Source organism: Nocardia sp. NPDC005366 (assembly GCF_040606855.1).
GTDB lineage: Bacteria > Actinomycetota > Actinomycetes > Mycobacteriales > Mycobacteriaceae > Nocardia.
The window spans coordinates 335,399-354,632 of record NZ_JBEXFQ010000001.1 but is presented as its reverse complement, the minus strand read 5'-3'; the positions used below and the strand labels follow the sequence as shown (position 1 = coordinate 354,632).

Sequence of the window (19,234 nt, the reverse complement as noted above, 5' to 3'; positions counted from 1 at the left end):
CGGCCGCCCCGGGCTCATATCGTCACAAGTTCCCGGAGACGACCGAGGCGGGTGGGGCCGATGCCATCGATATCGCCGAGTTGTTCGATATCGGTGAAACGGCCGTTCGCGCTGCGCCAGGCGATGATGGCGCGGGCGGTGACCGGTCCGACTCCGGGGAGTGCGTCGAGGTCGGCTTCGGTGGCCGTATTGAGGTTCACACGTCCGGTGGGGCCCGTGGAGCCGGACGGGGGTTTCGGCGCGGTCGATACTCGCCCGCCCGCGGTGATCGTCGTGCTGCCGAGCGGTGCCGGACCCGGATCGGGTGATGCGGACCCGACAAGTACCTGGTCGCCGTCACCGAGACGCTGGGCGAGGTTCAGCGTGGTCAGATCGGCGCCCTCGCGGACGCCGCCCGCCGCGGCGATCGCATCCGCCACCCGCGATCCAGCGGGCAATCGGACCAGTCCGGTGCTGTGGACGAGACCGACCACACTGACGATCAGCTCACCCGTGACAGCCTCCGACCCCGGTGCGGCGACCGCATCGACACCGGCCGCTGTCGCCTTTCCGGTCGCGGAACCGTCCGGCGGCACGCCGACCCCGACCGAGGTGGCGCTCGCGCGCACCGACACGACCGGCGGCACGGCCTGCGCGACCGGCCGCTCCCGGAACACCACGACCGTGGCCACCACCACCGTGATCAACCCGACCAGCGCCAGCGTCATCACACCGCGACGCCCCGGATCCACCCTCGCTCCCCGAAACCGATCCGGCACCATCCGCCCCCACCACCCCATCCCCCGCCCGGATTCCTCCAGCCAATGCGGGGCACGCACCGCTTCCCCACCGTCGACCGCTGCGGCATCCCGGTCGCCGACCGGGGCCAACAGCCCCTCACCTACGCCCGAAACCCATGCGACCGAATCTGTTTCCTCCGGTGAGGCCCCGACATTCGACGAGTCCGGCAACTGTTCGAGATCCCACTTTCCCGAAGGCGATTCGGGACGCTCGGGCCAGGACTCGCGCCGATGTGGTGCGGCGGTGCGACCCGCCTGGCCCCCGCCGTCGAGTCCACTCGACCCGGCAGGCACGTATCCGGCTGCGGCCGAATCACTCCGAAGCCCGCCTGGCCGCACATGACCCGGCCCCGGTCCCCTCGCGGGCGTTGGCAGGCCGATACCGGTCGTTCGGCCCGCTCCGACGCGGGCCGTGAGGGCGCCCAGTCTCCGGCGGATGCGCTCGCGCTCGTCATGTCGTGGCATGGGGCGACCGTAAGCGTCCGAGCTCCCGGAACACGGCGGCCGACCTGGGCTTCAGGAAATTCTGTGGATAACCCTGAGGCTGTGGAGAACCGGGCTAGATACGGCGCATCACCGAGACGACTTTGCCGAGGACGACGGCCTCGTCACCGTCGATGACCTCGTAGGCCGGGTTGCGAGGTTCGAGGTAGATGTGGCCGTTGCGGCGGCGATAGACCTTGACGGTGGCTTCGCCATCGATCATGGCGGCGACGATCTCCCCGGAATGCGCTTCGTGCTGCTGGCGCACGACCACGATATCGCCATCGCAGATCGCGGCCTCCACCATGGAATCGCCGCGCACGCGCAGACCGAAAACCGTTCCACGGCCGACGAGTTCGCGCGGCAACGTCATACTGTCGTCGGCATGTTCTTCGGCGAGGATCGGGGTGCCCGCCGCGATATCGCCGAGGACGGGCACGGCCACCACTGCATCATCGGCTTCCGCGCGGGGTTCCCGCAGGAACATGCGGACATCGATCGGACGTGACACGGTAGCGCTGCGGCGCAGAAAACCCCTCTCCTCGAGGCTCTTCAGATGTTTCGACACCGACGACGCGGAGCGCAACCCCACCGCGTCACCGATCTCGCGCGTATTCGGCGCGTATCCGTACCGCTGCACCCAGTCACGAATGGTCGCGAGGATGCGCTGCTGACGCGGCGGCAGAGTCGAAGTGTCGAGGTGCTCGAAGGCGTGGTCATATCCGGTCACCCGGAAAGGTTAGAGGTGCGCGCCCGTCCGTCCCCGAGCGCCGCACCCGGAAACGCGGATGCGCCCCGCAGGTGCGCCCTGCTAGGGTTGCCGCCATGAAGCGCGCTGCCATGACGACGCCGGAAACCGTCCCGGCGCGCTGACCTCTGTATTTCCGAAGCCCCGGGCGAGTGCCCGGGGCTTCGTCGCGTGGGCACTCGTCTGAAATCAGCGAGGAGAACTCATGTTCGACCACCGCACCCTCGGCCGTGAACTCGGCCTGTTCGATACCGATCCGCTCATCGGCGCGGGCCTGCCCTATTGGCTCCCCGACGGCGCGGCGATCCGGCACTGCCTCGAGGACTACATTCGCGGAGTCGAGCGGCGGGCGGGCTACCGGCACGTCTGTTCGCCGGTCCTCGGCAAACGCGAACTCTACGAGATATCCGGGCACTGGGCCCATTACCGTGACGACATGTTCCCGCCGATGTCATCGGGTGGCGAGCAGGTGGTGCTGCGGCCGAGTCTGTGCCCGCATCACGCCTTGATCTACCGATCCCGATCCCACAGCTATCGCGAATTGCCGCTGCGCATGGCCGAATTGGGTGGTATGTACAGGTCAGAACTGTCGGGCGTTCTCGGCGGGCTGAGCCGCGTACGCGCCATCCAACTCAACGACGCCCATCTGTTCTGCACCCCGGAGCAAGTGGCCTCGGAGGTGAGTGCCGCACTGGACATGATTCGCGGGGCGCACCGGGCACTCGGCATAGTCCCGGCTCGATATCGGCTGTCCCTGCCCGGTCCGGGCGGCAAATACATTGCCGCGCCCGATATGTGGCGACGCGCGATCGCGGTACTCACCGAGGTGCTCGACGACTCGGGGCTGCCCTACGAACGGGCCGAGGGCGAGGCCGCGTTCTACGGACCGAAAATCGACGTGCAGTTCACCGATTACGCCGGACGTGAGTTCACCCTCTCCACCGTCCAGGTCGATTTCCACCAGCCCGCGCAGTTCGACCTGCACTATATCGGCCCCGATGGGGCCAGGCACCGGCCGATCATGGTGCATCGCAGCATGATCGGCAGCGTCGAGCGAGCGGTGGCACACCTGGTGGAGGTGCACGGTGGCGCGTTCCCTCCCTGGTTGGCGCCCACCCAGGTGGTGGTATTACCGATCGCCGAGCAGCAGCTACCCGAGGCGATCGCGCTCACCGAGTACTGCGCCGATCGGGGCCTGCGCGCCGAAATGCGACCACCGGAACTGGGTAGTCTCGGCGCTCGCGTCCGGCAGTCTCGCCTGGTGCCGTATCAGGCGATCATCGGCGGCGAGGAAGCCGCGCACAATACCGTTGCGCCGCGCCTGCGCGATGGACGCCGCGTCGATCCGCTACCGGCCGCCGAATTCGTCGAACGTATCGCCGAACTCGTCGGCGCGCACCACACCCAACTCTGGGACGAGAAGGAATGACACCGCTACGCGCAACCGCCGGGGACCACGACGACCCCGACCGCCCCAACACCGAGGTGCACGCCCATCGTCGGCCCGAATTCGGCGACGATGAGTTCGCGAATTCCCGGGGCCAGGTCGCGGAGCTGCCCGGCGATGGTCTCCGCCGCTTCCGGTGCGCCGAGGTGCTGAACGGCCACCGCCGCACCATCGTCGCCCGCGGCCTCCACGGCCGCCGCGACGAGTCTCGCGTAGGCCTTGGACCTGGTGCGGACCTTCTCGCGCAGTTCGAGCCGTCCCTCCACGATCTGCAACAGCGGCTTGGTCACCAACTCGCTGCCGAAGAATGACGCCGCGGTGCTGAGCCTGCCGCCGCGGCGCAGCTGCTCGGTGCGGTTGACCAGGACGAAGGTGCGCGCCCGGCTAGCCGCCGCGACAGCGGCGTCGACAACGATGTCGAGCGCGGCGCCCGCTCGCGCGCGACGGGCCGCCGCCAGCGTAGGCAACCCGGTGGCGAGACCTGCGCCGAGCGAATCGACCAATCGCACATTGTCCGAAGCCATATCGCGGGCGGCCTGCCTGCCCGCCTCCCACGTTCCGGAGAGCTGTCGTGAAATGTGCACGGCGACGACACCGTCTCCGCCGCTGCGTGCCAGCGCCCGCTCGTAGACCTCGCGCAACTCTCCCGGCGAGGCAGCCGAGGTGGTGACGGTATCGGCGGTGTAGTCGATCTCGATCGGGTCGACGCCCTCCCGCACGGTCCGGTCACCGACCAGGACGTGCAGGGGGACGACGGCGATATCCAGCTCGTCGGTGAGTTCGGCGGGGAGGCCGGCGGACGAATCGGTGACGACCACGACGGCCACGGACTACCGAACCTCCTGCAGGGTCTTCACCATCGCATTGGCCACCGCGGCATGCCCGGCCCAGCCCCAGTGGATGCCGTCCGGATTCGCTTCACCGGAGAAGATATTGTCGCGCACCGCTTCTCCGAGATCGACCAGCGGCACCGAGGTGCGCGACGACCATGCCTGCAGCGCCTTCACCGCGCGCGGACGACCGCGATGCACCCGCCCGTAGGCGTCGCAATTGTGCACCGACGGCAGTACCGCGACGAAGGGCAGTTCCGGGCGCAGTTGCGTGAGCGCTTCCCTGGACTGCTCCAGGTAGTCGACGCTGATCCTTGGCGGCAATGCCACCGGTCGGCCGAGTTTCGACAATTTCGGCTGCAACCAGTTGTAGGTGCCGCGCACCACCCGTCGCAGCCACGCGGGCCGCACGTAACGGATCAGTTCCCGCAATGCGGTGGGCAACGGCGAGGGCAGCGTGTCCATCCCGCCGACCGCGAAGACCACCGCGCCCGCTTTCGGGACGGTGGCCCAGATCCGAGGGTCACCGATCAGCGCCCAATAGGCGTCACGACAGGTCCAGCCGATCCGCCCGACCAGTTCGACATCCCAATCCAGTTCGGCGGCAACCAGATTCGGCCAGATCTGCGGATGGTCGGCGGGCAGGCCGCCCTTCGGGCCGAAATAGGACAGCGAATCGGCGACGACCAGCAGCACCGGACGCGGGGATTCCTCGGCCACCGCGGTGGACTGCTCACCCTCGACCGTCACGGCGGCCGCGAGTTCGGCATCGACGGCGGCGGGCGGAGTCGTCGCGGGCGTGGCGAGGGCCGCGAGGCCGGTGGCCTCGACGGGGGCGAGCGTATCGATGACGACCGCGCTCGACGACTGCTCGGCGGACGCGGCAACCACCCCGGCGGGGACGGCTGGTGCGGCAGAATCCGAGTCCGCCGCGACAGGCGCGGTATCGACGGGCGGTGTGGTGGCGTCCGCACCGGCCGAATCGGCGGAGGCGGCATTGTCGGCGTCCTCGGGCGCGACCGAAGCGGCGGTTTCGGAGTGTTCCGACGAGACGTCGGCGGCGGCTGGCCCAGCATCCGCACCCTGCGGCGCGCTCACCGGAGTCGACGGCACCGTCTTGGCCTCCGGCGACTCGGCTTCCGCACCCGGCGGGCTGGTTTCCACACCCGATGCGGCGTCCACATCCGACGACGCGGAATCGCCATCGGCGGTGACCGGCCCGTCCGGCGAGGTATCGGCCGGAGCCTCCACCACGGTCTGCGCCACAGATCCGGCGTCGGCCCGAACATCGGCGGCGCCGGTACCGTCCACCGCAGCGGAGCCGGAGCCGGCCTCGACCTCGGACGTCGAGGAATCCGCGATCCGAGCGGCATCGTCGCCGGACTCGGCCACCACCGGACCGTCACCGTCGGACTCGTCCACCGGGGCAGCCGGTTTCGGCGCGGGCGGACCCCCGAACAGCGCGTCCGGCAGTTGCCGCTCAGGTTTGGCGGTCACCTGCTTGAACAGTTCGTCGGGGACCGACCTGATCGGCTCCTCCGAACGCGATGAGGACGCCGATCGCTTCGGTTCCTCGGCCCGCGGTGCGGGCGCTGGACCGAATAGGGCGTCGGGCAGTTGTCGTTCCGGTTTGGCCGTAACCTGCCGGAACATTTCGTCCGGCACCGACCGGATCGGCTCTTCAGAGGACATCGGGAGCTACCTTCGCCGCTGCGTTCCACACATCGAGGCGCCATCCGGGCTGTTCGATACCTGGACCGTGGCTGCTCAGCTGCACCCAGCTGGTGTTGGCCAGCCCTCCGAGGGCGGGCCAATTCTGCGGCGGCAGGTCGAGCAGCGCAGCCGTCAAGGCGGCGATCAGCCCGCCGTGCGCAACCAGGATGATAGTCCGCCCTGGCCAATCCTGCCGGTCGGTGAACAATTCCCGCACCAGCGGCAGCGAACGCGCGCCGACCTCGAGTTTGCTCTCCCCGTTCGGCGGGCGATAGTTCGCGTCCAGCCGCCATGCCACGCGCGCGCCGGGATAGTCGGCGTCGACCTCGAGGTGGGTCAGGCCCTCCCAATCGCCGAGACCGGTTTCACGCAGCCGCGGATCGAGGACGACGGGCACCTGGGTGTGCTCGGCCAGGGCGAGCGCGGTGTCGTGCGCCCGCTTCAGATCCGAGGAGACGATGGCGATGGCATTGCGCGAAACCAGCTCGCGCGCGGCCTCTTTGGCCTGCCGTCGGCCCAGTTCGGTGAGATCGGTGTCGATCTGTCCCTGCATCCGGTCGGCGGCGTTCCATTCGGTCTGCCCGTGGCGCAGCAGGATCAGCGTGCGCACGCCGGCATTCTTACTCACAGCTGTGCCTCCGTGGTGAACGAGCTGATGGATCCGTAGGCTCGCACACTCACTCCGCGCTGTCCTCCACGGTCGATTCGGCGTTCACGCGCGGATCGCCGATACCGTCCACCGGGACCACGGGGCAGTCTTTCCAGAGCCGCTCGAGCGCATAGAAATTGCGCTCGTCGTTGTGCTGGATGTGCACGACCACGTCGACATAGTCGAGCAGCGCCCAGCGACCCTCGCGGGTGCCCTCGCGGCGCACCGGCTTGTGCCCGGCTTCGCGCAGCCGCTCCTCGACATTGTCGACGATGGCGTTGACCTGGCGCTCGTTCGGCGCGGAGGCGATCACGAAGCAGTCGGTGATGACCAACTGCTCGGAGACATCGAGCACCACGACATCGGAAGCCAGCTTCTCGTCCGCCGCGCGCGCGGCGACCTGCGCGATCTCGACCGACTCGACAGACGCTGTCATTGCGCTACCTTCCGCTCTGCGGACACGTACAGGTGCCGCTTCGATATGTACTGCACCACGCCATCGGGGACGAGGTACCACACCGGCCGGTTCTCGGCGGCGCGGCGACGGCATTCGCTCGACGAGATCGCCAGTGCCGGGATTTCGATCATGGTCACCGCGTCGCCGGGAAGATCGCGTAGATGTTCCTGGAGATGATCGGTGTTCAGCTCGTACCCCGGTCGGCTCACCCCGACGAACTTGGCCAGTTCGAACAGTTCGGCCCAATCCTGCCATGTGAGGATGTTGGCCAGTGCGTCCGCTCCGGTGATGAAGTACAGCTCGGCGTCGGGATGCTGGGCGCGCATCTCCCGCAGGGTGTCGACGGTATAGGTGACCTTGCCCCGGTCGACATCGGCTCGGCTGACCGTGAAACGCGGGTTGGACGCCGTCGCGATGACCGTCATCAGATAGCGATCCTCGGCCGGGCTGACCTGCTTGTCCGCCTTCTGCCACGGCTGCCCGGTGGGGACGAAGATCACTTCGTCCAGGTCGAACCGGTTGGCGACTTCGCTGGCGGCGACCAGGTGACCGTGGTGGATGGGGTCGAACGTGCCGCCCATGACGCCCAGCTTGCGGCCGGACCGCCCTGTCTCTCGCATGAGTGTCGAGCTTAATCGGTGCCCGCGACGGCGGCTCGGGGCGGCGGCGGCGCTACCTCAGCCGCTGACGATATCGCGCAGGCCGGGATTCAAGACCGAATCGAGTTTCGACCAGGGGACGGTGATGACGATATCGCCCGCCGCGTGGCTGGAGATCTCGCCGAAGTGGATTTCCATCCCTCCGGGGGTGGCCAGCCAGAGCCGGTAGTTGTACTCGGTCGCCTCGATGCCGCTCTTGGAGTACTGGTCGCCCGCGCGGGTCCTTGGCACCTCGACGGCGGCCTGGTCGGCGAGGACGCTCAGGCCCTGTCGCACGTCGATGAACAGATCGCGCAGAGTGATCTCGCGGCCGGTCCGCGCATCGATCACGTGGGTCCCGTAGGCGTTGTTGGGGTGGGCCGCACCCTCGCCGTACACGCTGACCACGAACAGCCCGCTGATGGCACGGGTGCCGAGGTAGGTGACCTGACCCGCGCCCGGGCTCAGCGTCGTCGTGCCGTCTACCTGATCGATCCATTTCTGCGCCAGCGCGCGCATCACCGCGTTGTATTCGTTTCTCGCGGCCTCCGCTCCGCCCGCCACCTGCGGCACGTCGACCTCGTATCCGGGCCCCGTGAGCCGCACCGTGGTCGCGGAGTAGCCACCCGGCGCGGTCGGCGCACCGGCCGGCGGCACCGCGGCGGCGCCGGACTCCACCCCCGCCGCGCAAGCGGTCATCATCGCGGTCATCACGGCCGCGACAGCGAGCGCGGCGGCCAGTTTCCTCATTTTCGAAACCCCGAATTCTCGACGCGCCGAGTCCGTCCCGACGACAGTTCGACAATGCGGGGCACCGCCAACAACTCTCTTACGAAAAGCCAACGGTCAGTCCCTGGCTTCCATATCCGCGAGTTGGCGACGGGTATGGGTGAGTTCGACGGCTACTTCGGGGGTCGGATCGAGCGCTTCGAGTTCGGCGAGGAGTTCGTACATGGCGGTGAGGCCGCGCGGGTGATCGGCGTCAGCGGGTTCGGCGCAGTGCTGGAGCCAGGCTGCCGCGCGCAGGCAGCGGAAACGGGGTCCGACACGGTCGAGTTCGCCCCACAGATCGGCGGCGTGACGGTAGGCCGCGCGCGCCCTGTCGTCCTCGCCGCAGGTGTCGAGCGCGGACGCGGCGGACCAGGCCAGTTCGGCGCGGAATTCCGCGCGTCCGGGGATATCCCGAACCAGGCGCGCGGCCTCGAGGAATTGCGCTGCCGCGCCGCGGTGCCTGCCGAGCAGTTTCAGAGATTTTCCGTATTGGGCTCGCAGCACGGCCATTTCGGTATCCGGATACGGCGCCGCGCCCGCAGCCAGGGGCTGATCGAACAGGGTCGCGGCCTGCTCGTGTCTGCCCGCGCGGTGCAGGGCACGGGCGGCGACGAGGGTCAGATGGGTAGCGTCGGCCTCGGAGATCCCGTCCCAGGCCGCGGCGGCGCGCAGCGCGACATCGGCGAGTTCCAGTTCGCGCCCCGCCTGCCCGGATATCACCATGACCAGCTGCGATCCCAGCCGTGCCAGATATTCGGCGGGGAGTGTCGCCGCACCGATCGCCAATGCACGGCGGAGATGTTCTTCGGCGGGCCCCGGTTCGTCGAGCAGGTGGGTGGCGGCGAGTTCGGCGAGTGCGAGCGCTTCGCACGGGTCGTCCCCGGCGGCGCTGTCACCGGGAGCGTTGTCTCCGGCAGCATCGCCTCCGGCAGCTGTTGTCTGCACCATGGGGGGAGCGTGGTGAGCCAGGCCAACGATTTTCTTAACGAATGCTTACGGACCGAGCGTCGAATGACCTCGGTTCGTGACGGCCCGGGCGACGCTGTCGGCGGAAGCGCGCAGACCTCGTCCGGTTATCGCACCGCGACGCGGTAGCGCAACAAGTCCGGCAAAGATGGATGCCGGAGAGTTCGAGCACGACCGCCTCATACCGGCAGCAGTCGCGACACCACCTCGGTCAATTGTCTCGCCGAACGGCATTCGTGCATCTCGATCACCTGCCGGTACCGGTCGGCGGCCGAATCGCCCGACCCCCACTGGTTGACCGGTTCCGGATTGAGCCAGTGCGCGTGTTTGGCGACATCGACCAGTTCCTGCAAGGTCAGCAGCTCCGGATCGCGGTAATTGGTCCTGGCGTCACCGAGGATGAGCAACGAGCTGCGACTGGTGACCGCCTCGGGGAATTCGGCGACGAAACTGCGTAGCGCGCTGCCGTAATCGGAATGTCCGTCGTATCCGACGACACCCGATTCGCTGAAGATCTTGGCCATCGCCTTGTCCAGCTGGGTATTCGGATCGAAGAACCGGGTCACCTCATCGGTCTGATCGACGAAGGCGAAGATCCGCACCCGAGAGAACTGTTCACGCAGCGCGCTCACCAGCAGCAGGGTGAAATTGCTGAAACCGGCGACCGAGCCCGAGACGTCGCACAGCAGCACCAACTCGGGGCGGCCGGGGCGCGGTTTGCGATTGACAAGGTCGATCGGCACCCCGCCGGTGGACATCGATTTGCGCAGCGTCTTGCGCAGATCGATTTCACCGCGCCGGGAATGCCTGCGCCGCACCGCGAGGCGCGAGGCGAGGATGCGGGCCAGACGTTGGCTGCTGCGGCGCAGCTCGACCAACTCCCGCTCCGAGGCGCGCAGGAAATCGACGTCTTCGGCCTGGCGTGCGACACCGTATCCGGCGACGCGCTCGCGACCGATCCGTTCGGCGACGCGCCTGCGGGTTTCGGCCTCGACCTTCCCCCGGAAACCCTCGATGCGCCCGCGCACGACGCGGCGGGCGACCTCGGCGTCGAATTCGCTCAGGTCGGGTCCGGCGGCGAGTCCGGCCATGATCTTGGCGAGCAGTGTCTGCGGCTGCACCTCGCGCAGCGCCTGGTACGACGAGAAGGACGGCCCGCGCGCGGATTGGTACTGTCCGAGCTGTTCGACGAGGAGCACGGCCAGCTGTTCGAGTTGCTGATCCGCGTTATCCATGGTCAGCAGTTCGGCGAGCATTTCGCGCAATGCCGCGATATCGATATCGCCGCTGGGGGTGTGCGGCATCTCGATATCGTCGAGTCCGGCGACGCGCTCACCGATGGCTACCGGGAACCACAGGTCGAACATGCCGTCGAAGGTCGGCCGGTGGGTGGTACGGCGCAGCAGCGCGCAGGCCAAGCCCTCGCGCAGCACCTCGCGGTCCATCAGATCCAGCACGGTCAGCACCCGGCCCGCGTCCACCGTCTCCGACGGCCCGACCGGGATGCCTCGGGTCCGCAGCGCCTCCACGAATCCGACGAGATGACCGGGCAGCCCGTGTGGCGCCCGCGCCGTCACGACCTCCTGGCCCGATCCGTCGACCATCGCTCAGGCCAGCTTCAGCTCGGCCAGCGCGCGCTGGTGGTCACTGCGATGTTTCAGGACGACACCGAGTGTGGCGCGCACGGTGTTGTCGTCGAGGTCGTTCATGCCGAGGGCGAGCAGCGTGCGGCCCCAGTCGATGGATTCGGCGACCGACGGCAGTTTCTTCAGCTGCATGCCGCGCAGGACGTGCACGATACGCACCAGTTGCGCCGACATCGCGGCGGACAACTCGGGCACCCGGCTGGCCAGGATGCGGCGTTCCAATTCCTCGTCGGGGAAGTCGAGGTGCAGATACAGGCAGCGGCGCTTGAGCGCCTCGGATAGTTCGCGGGTGGCGTTGGAGGTGAGCACAACGAACGGTTTACGGCTGGCGGTGATGGTGCCGAGTTCGGGAACGGTGACCGCGAAATCGCTGAGCACCTCGAGCAGCAGGCCCTCGATCTCGACGTCGGCCTTATCGGTCTCATCGATGAGCAGCACGGTGGGGTCGGCACGGCGGATCGCGGTCAGCAGCGGCCGGGAAAGCAGGAATTCCTCGGTGAACACGTCGGCTTTGGTTTCCTCCCAGTCATTTTCGCTGGAAGCCTGGATGCGCAGGATCTGCTTGGCGTGATTCCACTCGTACAGTGCGCGGGCCTCGTCCACCCCCTCATAGCACTGCAACCGCACCAGTTCCGCGTTCGAGGTCTGGGCCACCGCGCGGGCCAGCTCTGTTTTGCCGACCCCGGCCGGTCCCTCGATCAGCAGCGGCTTACCGAGCCGATCGGCGAGGAACACCGACGTGGCGGTGCCCTTGTCGGCCAGGTAGCCGGTAGTGGCCAGCCGCTCGATCACATCATCGACCGAGCTGAAGATCGGCTCCTGGGTCACGCTCTCCTGCGAAGCCACGCGATGTCCTTCCATTCAAAGCAAGCGGGAGGACGGGCCTCCCGGGTTCGGAGGCCGGAACCCCCGGAACCTCCGCCTCATCCGGCGGTTGCCGAATGGATCCGCTCACACCGGCCGGATCTGACCGTCGCCCCACACAATCCACTTGGTCGAGGTCAATTCCGGCAGCGCCATGGGGCCGCGGGCGTGCAATTTCTGGGTCGAGATACCGATCTCCGCGCCGAAACCGAACTGCTCGCCGTCGGTGAACGCGGTGGAGGCGTTCACCATGACGGCGGCGGCGTCGACGCGGCTGGTGAATTCGCGCGCGGCGGCCAGTTCGCCGGTCACGATGGCCTCGGTATGCCCGGTTCCCCACTTGTTGATGTGCTCGACGGCGGCATCGAGATCGGCGACGACCCGCAGCGCGATATCGAGGGACAGGTACTCCTCGCCCCAGTCCTCGTCCTTGGCCGGCACGAGTCCGGGCAGATCACCGTGCACGGTGACGCCGTGACGTTCCAGCGCCTCGATCAGGCGCGGCACCGCCGTGGTGGCGATGGCGTCATCGATCAGCACCGTCTCGGCGGCATTGCAGACACTCGGCCTGCGGGTCTTGGCGTTGATCAGGATCTGCTCGGCCATCGCCAGATCGGCCGCGGCGTGGACGTAGACGTGGCAGTTGCCGGTGCCGGTCTCGATGGTCGGCACCCGGGCGTCGCGGACAACGGCATTGATCAGACCGGCGCCGCCGCGCGGGATCACCACGTCGACCAGACCTCGGGCCTGGATCAGATGGGTCACGCTCGAGCGGTCCTCGCTCGGCAGCAGTTGCACCGCGTCGGCCGGGATGTCCTGCGCGGACAGCGCTTTCCGCAGTACCGCGACCAACGCGGCATTGGAATGCGCGGCCGAGGAGGAGCCGCGCAGCAACGCCGCGTTCCCGGATTTGAGGGCGAGACCGAAGGCGTCGACGGTCACGTTGGGCCGCGCCTCGTACACCATCCCGACCACGCCGAGGGGCACCCTGACCTGCTTGATCTCCAGACCGTTCGGCAGCGTCGAACCGCGCACGACGGTGCCGACCGGATCCGGCAACGACGCCACCTGGCGCAGACCGGAGGCGATGCCGTCCACGCGGGCCTTGGTCAGCCGCAGCCGGTCGAGCAGAGACTCTTCTGTACCCGCTGCCTGAGCGACGGCGATATCCTCGGCGTTGGCGGCGAGCACGGTGTCGGCCTCGGCCAGTAGCGCGTCGGCAGCCGCGTGCAGCGCGTCGTTCTTCCGCGCGGTGGTGAGCTGGGCGAGCACCCTGGACGCGACACGAGCCTTTCGCGCGGCGTCGTGCACTACCTCGCGGGTATCGAGCTCGGTCGTCGTTCCTGCCGTCATGGCTTACAGCCTACTGATGCCGCCTGCCGACGATTCCACCGCTGCACCCTTTGACGTGGGGGTCTCGGCCCCGCGACGCGGCGCTTCGCGATCGGCACGCCCCGCGCGCCGATCGGCGACTAGCGTCGGCGCCATGACCACCGGAGCCCGCACGCCCGCGATCGCCGTGCTCGGCAGCATCAATATGGATCTGGTGACCACCACCGGGCGGCTACCCGCGCCGGGTGAGACCGTGCTCGGCACCGGATTCGCCATGGTGCCCGGCGGCAAAGGCGCCAATCAGGCCATCGCGGCGCGACGGGCAGGTGCGACGGTGGAATTCGTCGGCGCGGTCGGCGACGACGTCTTCGCACCCCGGCTGCGCGCGGCGCTGACCGATTGCGGCGTCGGCGTCGACCGACTGCGGACGGTATCGGGGCCGAGCGGGGTGGCGGCCATCGTCGTCGACGCGGACGGCGAGAACAGCATCATCGTGGTCGGCGGCGCGAACGCCGGACTGACGGCGATGGACGACGACGATCTCGCGGTGCTGGCGAAGGCCGATATCCTGCTGTGCCAGTTGGAGATTCCGATCCGGACCGTCGCGATCGCGGCCTCGCACGCGAGAGCGCACGGAACGACCGTGGTGCTCAATCCGTCGCCGGTGACCGATCTGCCCGCCGAGTTGTGGGCGCATATCGATGTGGCCGTGGTCAATTCGGGTGAAGCCGCGCGCCTCGGCGCGGCGCTGAGTTCGGTGCCGCACGTCATCACCACCCGCGGCGCGGACGGCGCGGAATACCGGGGGCCCGACGACCGCTCGCACCGCTGCGCGAGCCCGGTGGTCGAGGTGGTCGACACTACCGGGGCGGGCGACAGCTTCACCGGCGCGTTCGCCGCCGCCTGGCACCGCGGCCCACGCGCGGCGCTGGCCTACGCGTGCGCCGCGGGCGCGCTGGCGACAACGACTCTCGGTGCCAGCGTGTCGATTCCCACCGCGGCGGATATCGAAGCCGCCCTCGCCGAACAGACGCCCCCGCAGTCTTCCGGCAAACCATAACCCTTTGCGCATATACCCCACTTGGCGCGGGTGATCGCGATATCCGCGATTTCTTCGGCAGAAGCGACCGCACGGATCGGCGCACGGTGGTTGAATCACACCAAATGTGTGCTCTCGAGTAGCTATTTCCAGGTGAAGGGAGTTCAGCGTGATTCCCACTGTCGCGGAGCAGGTGCAGTCCCGCGTCGATCGATTCCAGTACGGCCGGGTGGTCGGCGACTGGGGCGGTCGGCACATCGCACACGGCCGTCAGCCGGGACCGGACGACATCCTGCTGAACAGAGCCGACTACCTCGCCATCGCGGGCAACGCCAGAATCGCGGAAGCGATCTGCGAATCCATGGCGGCGCCGGAGCGCGGCGACCGACAGCACGCGCTCGAACTGTCATTAGCCGAACATATGCGGGCACCCGCTGGCGTCCTGTGCCAATCCGGGTGGGAAGCGAATATCGGCCTGCTGCAGACGATCGCGACCCCGCGCACGCCCGTCTATATCGATAGCCTCGCGCATATGTCGCTATGGCACGGCGCGAAAGCCGCAGGGGCGCCGCTACATCCGTTCCGGCATAATTTCCCCGGCCATCTGCGCGAGGAGATCCGCACCTACGGGCCGGGCATCATCGCGGTCGACGCGATGTACAGCACCACGGGCAGCCGTAGTCCGCTGGCCCAGTTGTGCGATCTCGCCGAACAAACCGGAAGCCTGCTGATGGTGGACGAATCCCACACGCTCGGCACCGATGGTCCGCTCGGCGCGGGCGCCGTGGTGGCGCTCGGCCTCGCCGAACGGGTGCCTTTCCGCACCGCGAGCCTGTCCGCGGCCTTCGCCGGTCGCGCCGGATTCGTCTGCCTGAACGGCGTCGACTTCGTCGACTATTTCAAGATGGAGGCGTACCCGGCGGTATTCTCCTCCGGCCTGCTACCTCACGAGATCGCCGGTCTCGCGGCGGCCCTCGACGTGGTCCGCGCCGACGACTGGCGACGTGAGCGCTTGCGCCAGATCTCCGTGCGCATCCGTGAGGCGTTGAACGCCTACGGATTCGACGTCGGCGGTGCCGCCTCGCATATCGTGTCGCTGCCGGGCGGTCCGGACCTGCGCGCCATCGCGATCCGTGATTTCCTGGAGGAGCGGGGCATATTCGGCGCGGTGCTCTGCCCGCCGGTCACCCCGCGCAACCGCACCCTCGTCCGCTTCGCCATGCACGCCGACCTGACCGATACCCAGGTCGACCGGATCATCCAGGCATGCGGCGAGGTGCGCGACACCTTCGGAACGCTGCCGCCCGCTCCGAAACACGCCCGTCCGACCGGTCCGGTCCCGGTGCAGGCCAGCGAGTCGACCTGATCACCGGTCCGCCGCCTCGGGCGAAACTCCCGACAGCGGGTTGTGCCGTGCCGCAAATACCGGACGACGCAGGAAGCGACCCTTATCGTTGACGATCATGCCCACCATGCCGGAGCGCATACCCGCGGACGGCGATCCGACCGCATCCATCCCCGACATCGATGCCGACATGGTCGCCCTGTCGTTCGTCGACAACGCGGGCATCACCCGGGTCAAATCGGTGCCCGCCGCGCGGTTCGCGCATGCCGCCCGGTTCGGCGTCGGTGTGTCACCGTGTTTCGAGACCGCCGCCTTCGACGATCTGATGACGATGGGCCGGTACCTGGGCGGCCCCGACGGCGACCTGCGCTTGATCCCGGATCTGGGCGCACTCACCGACCTCGCCTGTCAACCCGGCTGGGCGTGGGCGCCCGCCGAGAAGTACACCCAGGACGGCGGTAAATTCGCCGCCTGTCAGCGCGGGTACGCGGCACGGCAGGTCGCGGCGGCGCGGGCCGAGGGACTGCGGCTGTCGATGTCGTTCGAGACCGAATGGGCGCTGGGCGACGCCGGCGAGCCGGGGTTCGTCCCCGCTTTCGACGGGCCCGCCTACGGAATGGTCCGGCTGGGCAGCCTCGGCGCGTACGCGCGCGAACTGGTCGCGACAGTGCAAAGACAGGGTATGTCGGTCGACCAATTCCATCCGGAATACGCCGTGGCGCAAGTCGAATTGTCTATCGCCCCGAATGATCCGGTCGCCGCGGCCGATGACGCGGTCCTGCTGCGCCACACCATCCGGCAGGTGAGCGCGGATTTCGGGTGGCGTGCGACATTGGCGCCCTGTATTGACCCCGACGGCGCGGGTTCCGGTGCGCACCTGCACTTCTCCCTGCACTCCGAGGGCGGGCCGCTGTTCGCGGGCGGGCCCGAGCCCTACGGTATGCACACGACCGGCGCGGCCTTCCTGGCCGGGGTACTGCGGGAGTTGCCCGCGTTGGTCGCGGTCGGCGCGGGTAATCCGGCGAGTTTCCTGCGGCTGCGACCGTCGCGATGGGCGGGGATCTGGCAGTGCTGGGGTCGTGAAACACGGGAGGCGGCACTGCGTTTCGTCACCGGTATACGCGGAACCGAGCACTGGGCGGCCAACGCCGAGGTGAAATGTTTCGATGCGACGGGAAATCCGTATCTGATCGTCGGGTCGGTGATCGCCGCCGGACTGGCGGGCGTCGCCGAGAATCTGACGCTACCGCCCGAAATCACCGGTGACCCGGCGACATCCGGTCCCGATCGCGATATCGCCCGGCTGCCCTCCGATCCGGACGAAGCGGCGCGGCGGCTCGCCGAGTCGACGGTACTGGCCGCCGCGATGGGTCCCGAACTGCACGACGCGCTGCTCACCGTGCGGCGCGCGGAGGCCGAACGCTATCGCGAGGCCACCGCGCTGGAGTTGGTCGAGCTGACTCGCTGGCGGTTCTGACATGCTCACCGACGCGATCCCACTCACCGACCACCACTGCCACGGCATACTCGGCGCGGATCTGGACCGTCCACATTTCGAGCGATTCCTCGGCGAGGGGCCGCGCGGCACCTTCGACTCGGCGCTCGGTCTGGCAGTGCGCAGATACTGCGCGCCGCTGCTGGACCTGCCCGCACACGCCAGCCCCGACGAATATCTCGATCGTCGCGTCGAACTCGGCTGGCGGGAGGTGACGGCCCGGCTGCTGCGGGGCGCGGGCGTGACCCGGTGGCTGGTGGATACCGGATTCTGGCCCGAACTCGACGACGGCGCCGCGCAACCGCATTCGACGTTCACGGTGCCGGTGCACCCGGGAGTGCGTCACCGCATTCGCGATAACGGCCCCGCGTCCGATCCCGGACTGCGGTTCGTCGCACGACGCGATGCTCAACTCGCCGAATTCCGCGATCTGTCCGGCGGCGCGGTCGAGGAAGTGGTGCGCCTGGAGCAGGTGGCCGAATACGTGATCGCGCAGCGGCGCACCTCCCCCACCCTCTTCGCGGAAATCGAGAACGCGCTGCGCGAACGCGCCAGACACGCGGTCGCCTTCAAGACCATCGTCGCCTATCGCTGCGGCCTGAACTTTCCGCTCGTGGACTCCCCGCCCGCCACCGTCTCTTCCGAAACCCGCCTGTCCGATCCCCATCTGATCGGCTGGCTGGTCGGACTCGGTGCGCGTCTCGGCGCCGAACTCGGTCTGCCGCTGCAATTCCATACCGGTTTCGGCGATCACGACCTGCGACTCGACCACGCCGACCCGCTCCTGCTCACCGATTTCCTTCGCACCACCTCGGGCAGCGGATTGACCGTCATGCTGCTGCACTGCTGGCCGTTCCATCGTCAGGCGAGCTATCTGGCGCATATCTTCGACCACGTCCGCATCGACCTCGGACTGGCGATTCCGCATATCGGATCGCGCGCGGGATCGGTGCTGGCCGAAACGCTCGAACTCGCGCCGTTCCGGTCCCTGTGCTATTCGTCCGACGGATTCGGCCTGCCCGAACTGCACTATCTCGGCGCGGTGCTGTGGCGGCGTGGACTCGCTCGCCTGCTCGACGAATGGATCGCCGACGACGCGATCACCACCGCCGACGCGGAGGCGTTGGTACTCGCCATAGCCGAAGGGAACGCGCACCGGGTGTATCCGCGTTCGGAAGAATGCGGCGCGAGCACCCGGACCTGAATGCCGCCACAGTAATTCACATCATGCCGACCGATACCGCACTCCTCCGAACGCTGCTGATTCGGCCCCTACGCTCAGGTGGTCACGGTCGCCAGAACACGTGATGTACCACTCCGCTCGGGCTCGGGATCCGCTCGAGGTGGAAGCGGTCGACGAGTTCGTCGGGACTCGTCCACAATCTTTCGCCGCGACCGAGTTCTACCGGTGCGACGGCGATATGCATCGTATCGATGAGATCGGCGTCGAGGAATTCGCGGACCGTGGCGATGCCACCGCCGATTCGCACGTCCTGGCCGTCGGCGGCGGCGAATGCCTGCGCCAGCGCCTCCTTCGGCGTCGCGGTGATGAAGTGGAACGTGGTGTCCCCCAGGGTGATCGATGGTCGCGGATAATGCGTGAGGACGAACACCGGTGTGCGGAAGGGGGGTTCGTCGCCCCACCATCCCTGCCAGTCGTAGTTCTCCCACGGTCCGCGCTGCGGACCGAATTTGTTGCGCCCCATGATCTCGGCGCCGATGTTGTTGCGGTAGTCGCGGGTGAAGTAGTCGTCCAGGCCGTAGCTGCCACCGGGGTCGGTGCGGTTGGGCCAGTGCGCGGTGGCGCCTGCCCATGACCAGAGTGGCCCGGGATCGGCGTGGCCGAACGGACGCTCGAGGCTTTGCCCCTCTCCTGTGCCGTATCCATCGCTGGACACATTGAAGTTGTGAACGCGGACCAATTGCGCCATTCGATATCCCTATCCGGTTGCACTATGCAATCAGATAGCGACCTTAGCCATACTGATCTCATGTTGCAACCAGTTGCGCCATGGCAAGCCGTAGGCAGCCA

General features: G+C 68.0%; 18 protein-coding genes. 5 read left to right on the top strand and 13 right to left on the bottom strand.

What is annotated here, in order from left to right; genetic code table 11:
- Positions 1-14: 14 nt before the first annotated feature.
- Positions 15-1,073, bottom strand: coding sequence for a ComEA family DNA-binding protein (locus ABZS43_RS01545; RefSeq protein WP_355033836.1), 1,059 nt, complete (start codon positions 1,071-1,073; stop codon positions 15-17).
- Positions 1,074-1,338: 265 nt separating this feature from the next.
- Positions 1,339-1,992, bottom strand: a complete 654-nt coding sequence (gene lexA / locus ABZS43_RS01540) for a transcriptional repressor LexA (protein ID WP_355033835.1) — start codon at positions 1,990-1,992, stop codon at positions 1,339-1,341.
- A 223-nt stretch (positions 1,993-2,215) separates the two neighbouring features.
- On the opposite strand from lexA, the gene thrS reads away from it, so the two are divergent.
- Positions 2,216-3,439, top strand: a complete 1,224-nt coding sequence (thrS, locus tag ABZS43_RS01535; protein ID WP_355033834.1) for a threonine--tRNA ligase — start codon at positions 2,216-2,218, stop codon at positions 3,437-3,439.
- Positions 3,440-3,444: 5 nt separating this feature from the next.
- Here thrS and ABZS43_RS01530 read toward each other — a convergent pair whose 3' ends face one another.
- From ABZS43_RS01530 to ABZS43_RS01485, 10 genes are all read right to left on the bottom strand, one after another.
- Positions 3,445-4,284 carry a DegV family protein gene (locus tag ABZS43_RS01530; protein ID WP_355033833.1) on the bottom strand — a complete coding sequence of 280 codons (840 nt, stop codon included), beginning with the start codon at positions 4,282-4,284 and terminating at the stop codon, positions 3,445-3,447.
- 3 nt (positions 4,285-4,287) lie between these two features.
- Entirely contained in the window at positions 4,288-5,007 is a 720-nt protein-coding gene (octT, locus tag ABZS43_RS01525) for a diglucosylglycerate octanoyltransferase (protein ID WP_355033972.1), read from the bottom strand.
- Between the two features lie 961 nt (positions 5,008-5,968).
- Complete coding sequence (locus tag ABZS43_RS01520; RefSeq protein WP_355033832.1) at positions 5,969-6,628, bottom strand: histidine phosphatase family protein; 660 nt, start codon at positions 6,626-6,628, stop codon at positions 5,969-5,971.
- A 49-nt stretch (positions 6,629-6,677) separates the two neighbouring features.
- Positions 6,678-7,085 carry a ribosome silencing factor gene (rsfS, locus tag ABZS43_RS01515; protein ID WP_355033831.1) on the bottom strand — a complete coding sequence of 136 codons (408 nt, stop codon included), beginning with the start codon at positions 7,083-7,085 and terminating at the stop codon, positions 6,678-6,680.
- Positions 7,082-7,726: a nicotinate-nucleotide adenylyltransferase gene (gene nadD, locus ABZS43_RS01510; RefSeq protein WP_355033830.1), complete on the bottom strand. Its 645-nt coding sequence runs from the start codon at positions 7,724-7,726 to the stop codon at positions 7,082-7,084. The genes rsfS and nadD overlap by 4 nt, the downstream gene beginning before the upstream one ends.
- Positions 7,727-7,783: 57 nt before the next feature.
- Positions 7,784-8,494 (bottom strand): RsiV family protein, encoded by a 711-nt coding sequence (locus ABZS43_RS01505; protein WP_355033829.1) that lies wholly within the window; start codon positions 8,492-8,494, stop codon positions 7,784-7,786.
- A 96-nt stretch (positions 8,495-8,590) separates the two neighbouring features.
- On the bottom strand, positions 8,591-9,463 hold the full coding sequence (locus ABZS43_RS01500) for a hypothetical protein (RefSeq protein WP_355033828.1): 873 nt from the start codon (positions 9,461-9,463) through the stop codon (positions 8,591-8,593).
- Positions 9,464-9,660: 197 nt separating this feature from the next.
- Complete coding sequence (locus tag ABZS43_RS01495) at positions 9,661-11,085, bottom strand: VWA domain-containing protein (RefSeq protein WP_355033827.1); 1,425 nt, start codon at positions 11,083-11,085, stop codon at positions 9,661-9,663.
- A gap of 3 nt (positions 11,086-11,088) precedes the next feature.
- Complete coding sequence (locus tag ABZS43_RS01490) at positions 11,089-11,973, bottom strand: MoxR family ATPase (protein WP_355033826.1); 885 nt, start codon at positions 11,971-11,973, stop codon at positions 11,089-11,091.
- A gap of 105 nt (positions 11,974-12,078) precedes the next feature.
- Positions 12,079-13,344, bottom strand: a complete 1,266-nt coding sequence (locus ABZS43_RS01485) for a glutamate-5-semialdehyde dehydrogenase (protein WP_355033825.1) — start codon at positions 13,342-13,344, stop codon at positions 12,079-12,081.
- A gap of 133 nt (positions 13,345-13,477) precedes the next feature.
- On the opposite strand from ABZS43_RS01485, the gene ABZS43_RS01480 reads away from it, so the two are divergent.
- The 4 genes from ABZS43_RS01480 to ABZS43_RS01465 all read left to right on the top strand — a co-directional run bounded on the left by ABZS43_RS01480 (position 13,478) and on the right by ABZS43_RS01465 (position 18,406).
- The gene (locus tag ABZS43_RS01480) at positions 13,478-14,383 is read left to right on the top strand and encodes a ribokinase (protein ID WP_355033824.1); all 906 of its coding nucleotides are present in this window, start codon (positions 13,478-13,480) and stop codon (positions 14,381-14,383) included.
- A 148-nt stretch (positions 14,384-14,531) separates the two neighbouring features.
- Positions 14,532-15,728: an alpha-hydroxyketone-type quorum-sensing autoinducer synthase gene (gene cqsA / locus ABZS43_RS01475; protein ID WP_355033823.1), complete on the top strand. Its 1,197-nt coding sequence runs from the start codon at positions 14,532-14,534 to the stop codon at positions 15,726-15,728.
- Between the two features lie 97 nt (positions 15,729-15,825).
- Positions 15,826-17,184 carry a glutamine synthetase family protein gene (locus ABZS43_RS01470; RefSeq protein ID WP_355033822.1) on the top strand — a complete coding sequence of 453 codons (1,359 nt, stop codon included), beginning with the start codon at positions 15,826-15,828 and terminating at the stop codon, positions 17,182-17,184.
- Position 17,185: 1 nt separating this feature from the next.
- Positions 17,186-18,406, top strand: coding sequence for an amidohydrolase family protein (locus tag ABZS43_RS01465; protein WP_355033821.1), 1,221 nt, complete (start codon positions 17,186-17,188; stop codon positions 18,404-18,406).
- An 82-nt stretch (positions 18,407-18,488) separates the two neighbouring features.
- Here the strand turns inward: ABZS43_RS01465 and ABZS43_RS01460 are convergent, their stop codons facing one another.
- On the bottom strand, positions 18,489-19,133 hold the full coding sequence (locus ABZS43_RS01460; RefSeq protein WP_355033820.1) for a dihydrofolate reductase family protein: 645 nt from the start codon (positions 19,131-19,133) through the stop codon (positions 18,489-18,491).
- Positions 19,134-19,234 lie beyond the last annotated feature (101 nt).

Coding starts and splice junctions, on each gene's coding strand:
- thrS (WP_355033834.1), top strand. CDS start 2,216: ATGTTCGACCACCGCACCCTCGGCCGTGAACTCGGCCTGTTCGATACC.
- rsfS (WP_355033831.1), bottom strand. CDS start 7,085: ATGACAGCGTCTGTCGAGTCGGTCGAGATCGCGCAGGTCGCCGCGCGC.
- nadD (WP_355033830.1), bottom strand. CDS start 7,726: ATGCGAGAGACAGGGCGGTCCGGCCGCAAGCTGGGCGTCATGGGCGGC.
- ABZS43_RS01505 (WP_355033829.1), bottom strand. CDS start 8,494: ATGAGGAAACTGGCCGCCGCGCTCGCTGTCGCGGCCGTGATGACCGCG.
- ABZS43_RS01500 (WP_355033828.1), bottom strand. CDS start 9,463: ATGGTGCAGACAACAGCTGCCGGAGGCGATGCTGCCGGAGACAACGCT.
- ABZS43_RS01495 (WP_355033827.1), bottom strand. CDS start 11,085: ATGGTCGACGGATCGGGCCAGGAGGTCGTGACGGCGCGGGCGCCACAC.
- ABZS43_RS01485 (WP_355033825.1), bottom strand. CDS start 13,344: ATGACGGCAGGAACGACGACCGAGCTCGATACCCGCGAGGTAGTGCAC.
- ABZS43_RS01480 (WP_355033824.1), top strand. CDS start 13,478: ATGACCACCGGAGCCCGCACGCCCGCGATCGCCGTGCTCGGCAGCATC.
- ABZS43_RS01470 (WP_355033822.1), top strand. CDS start 15,826: ATGCCCACCATGCCGGAGCGCATACCCGCGGACGGCGATCCGACCGCA.
- ABZS43_RS01465 (WP_355033821.1), top strand. CDS start 17,186: ATGCTCACCGACGCGATCCCACTCACCGACCACCACTGCCACGGCATA.
- ABZS43_RS01460 (WP_355033820.1), bottom strand. CDS start 19,133: ATGGCGCAATTGGTCCGCGTTCACAACTTCAATGTGTCCAGCGATGGA.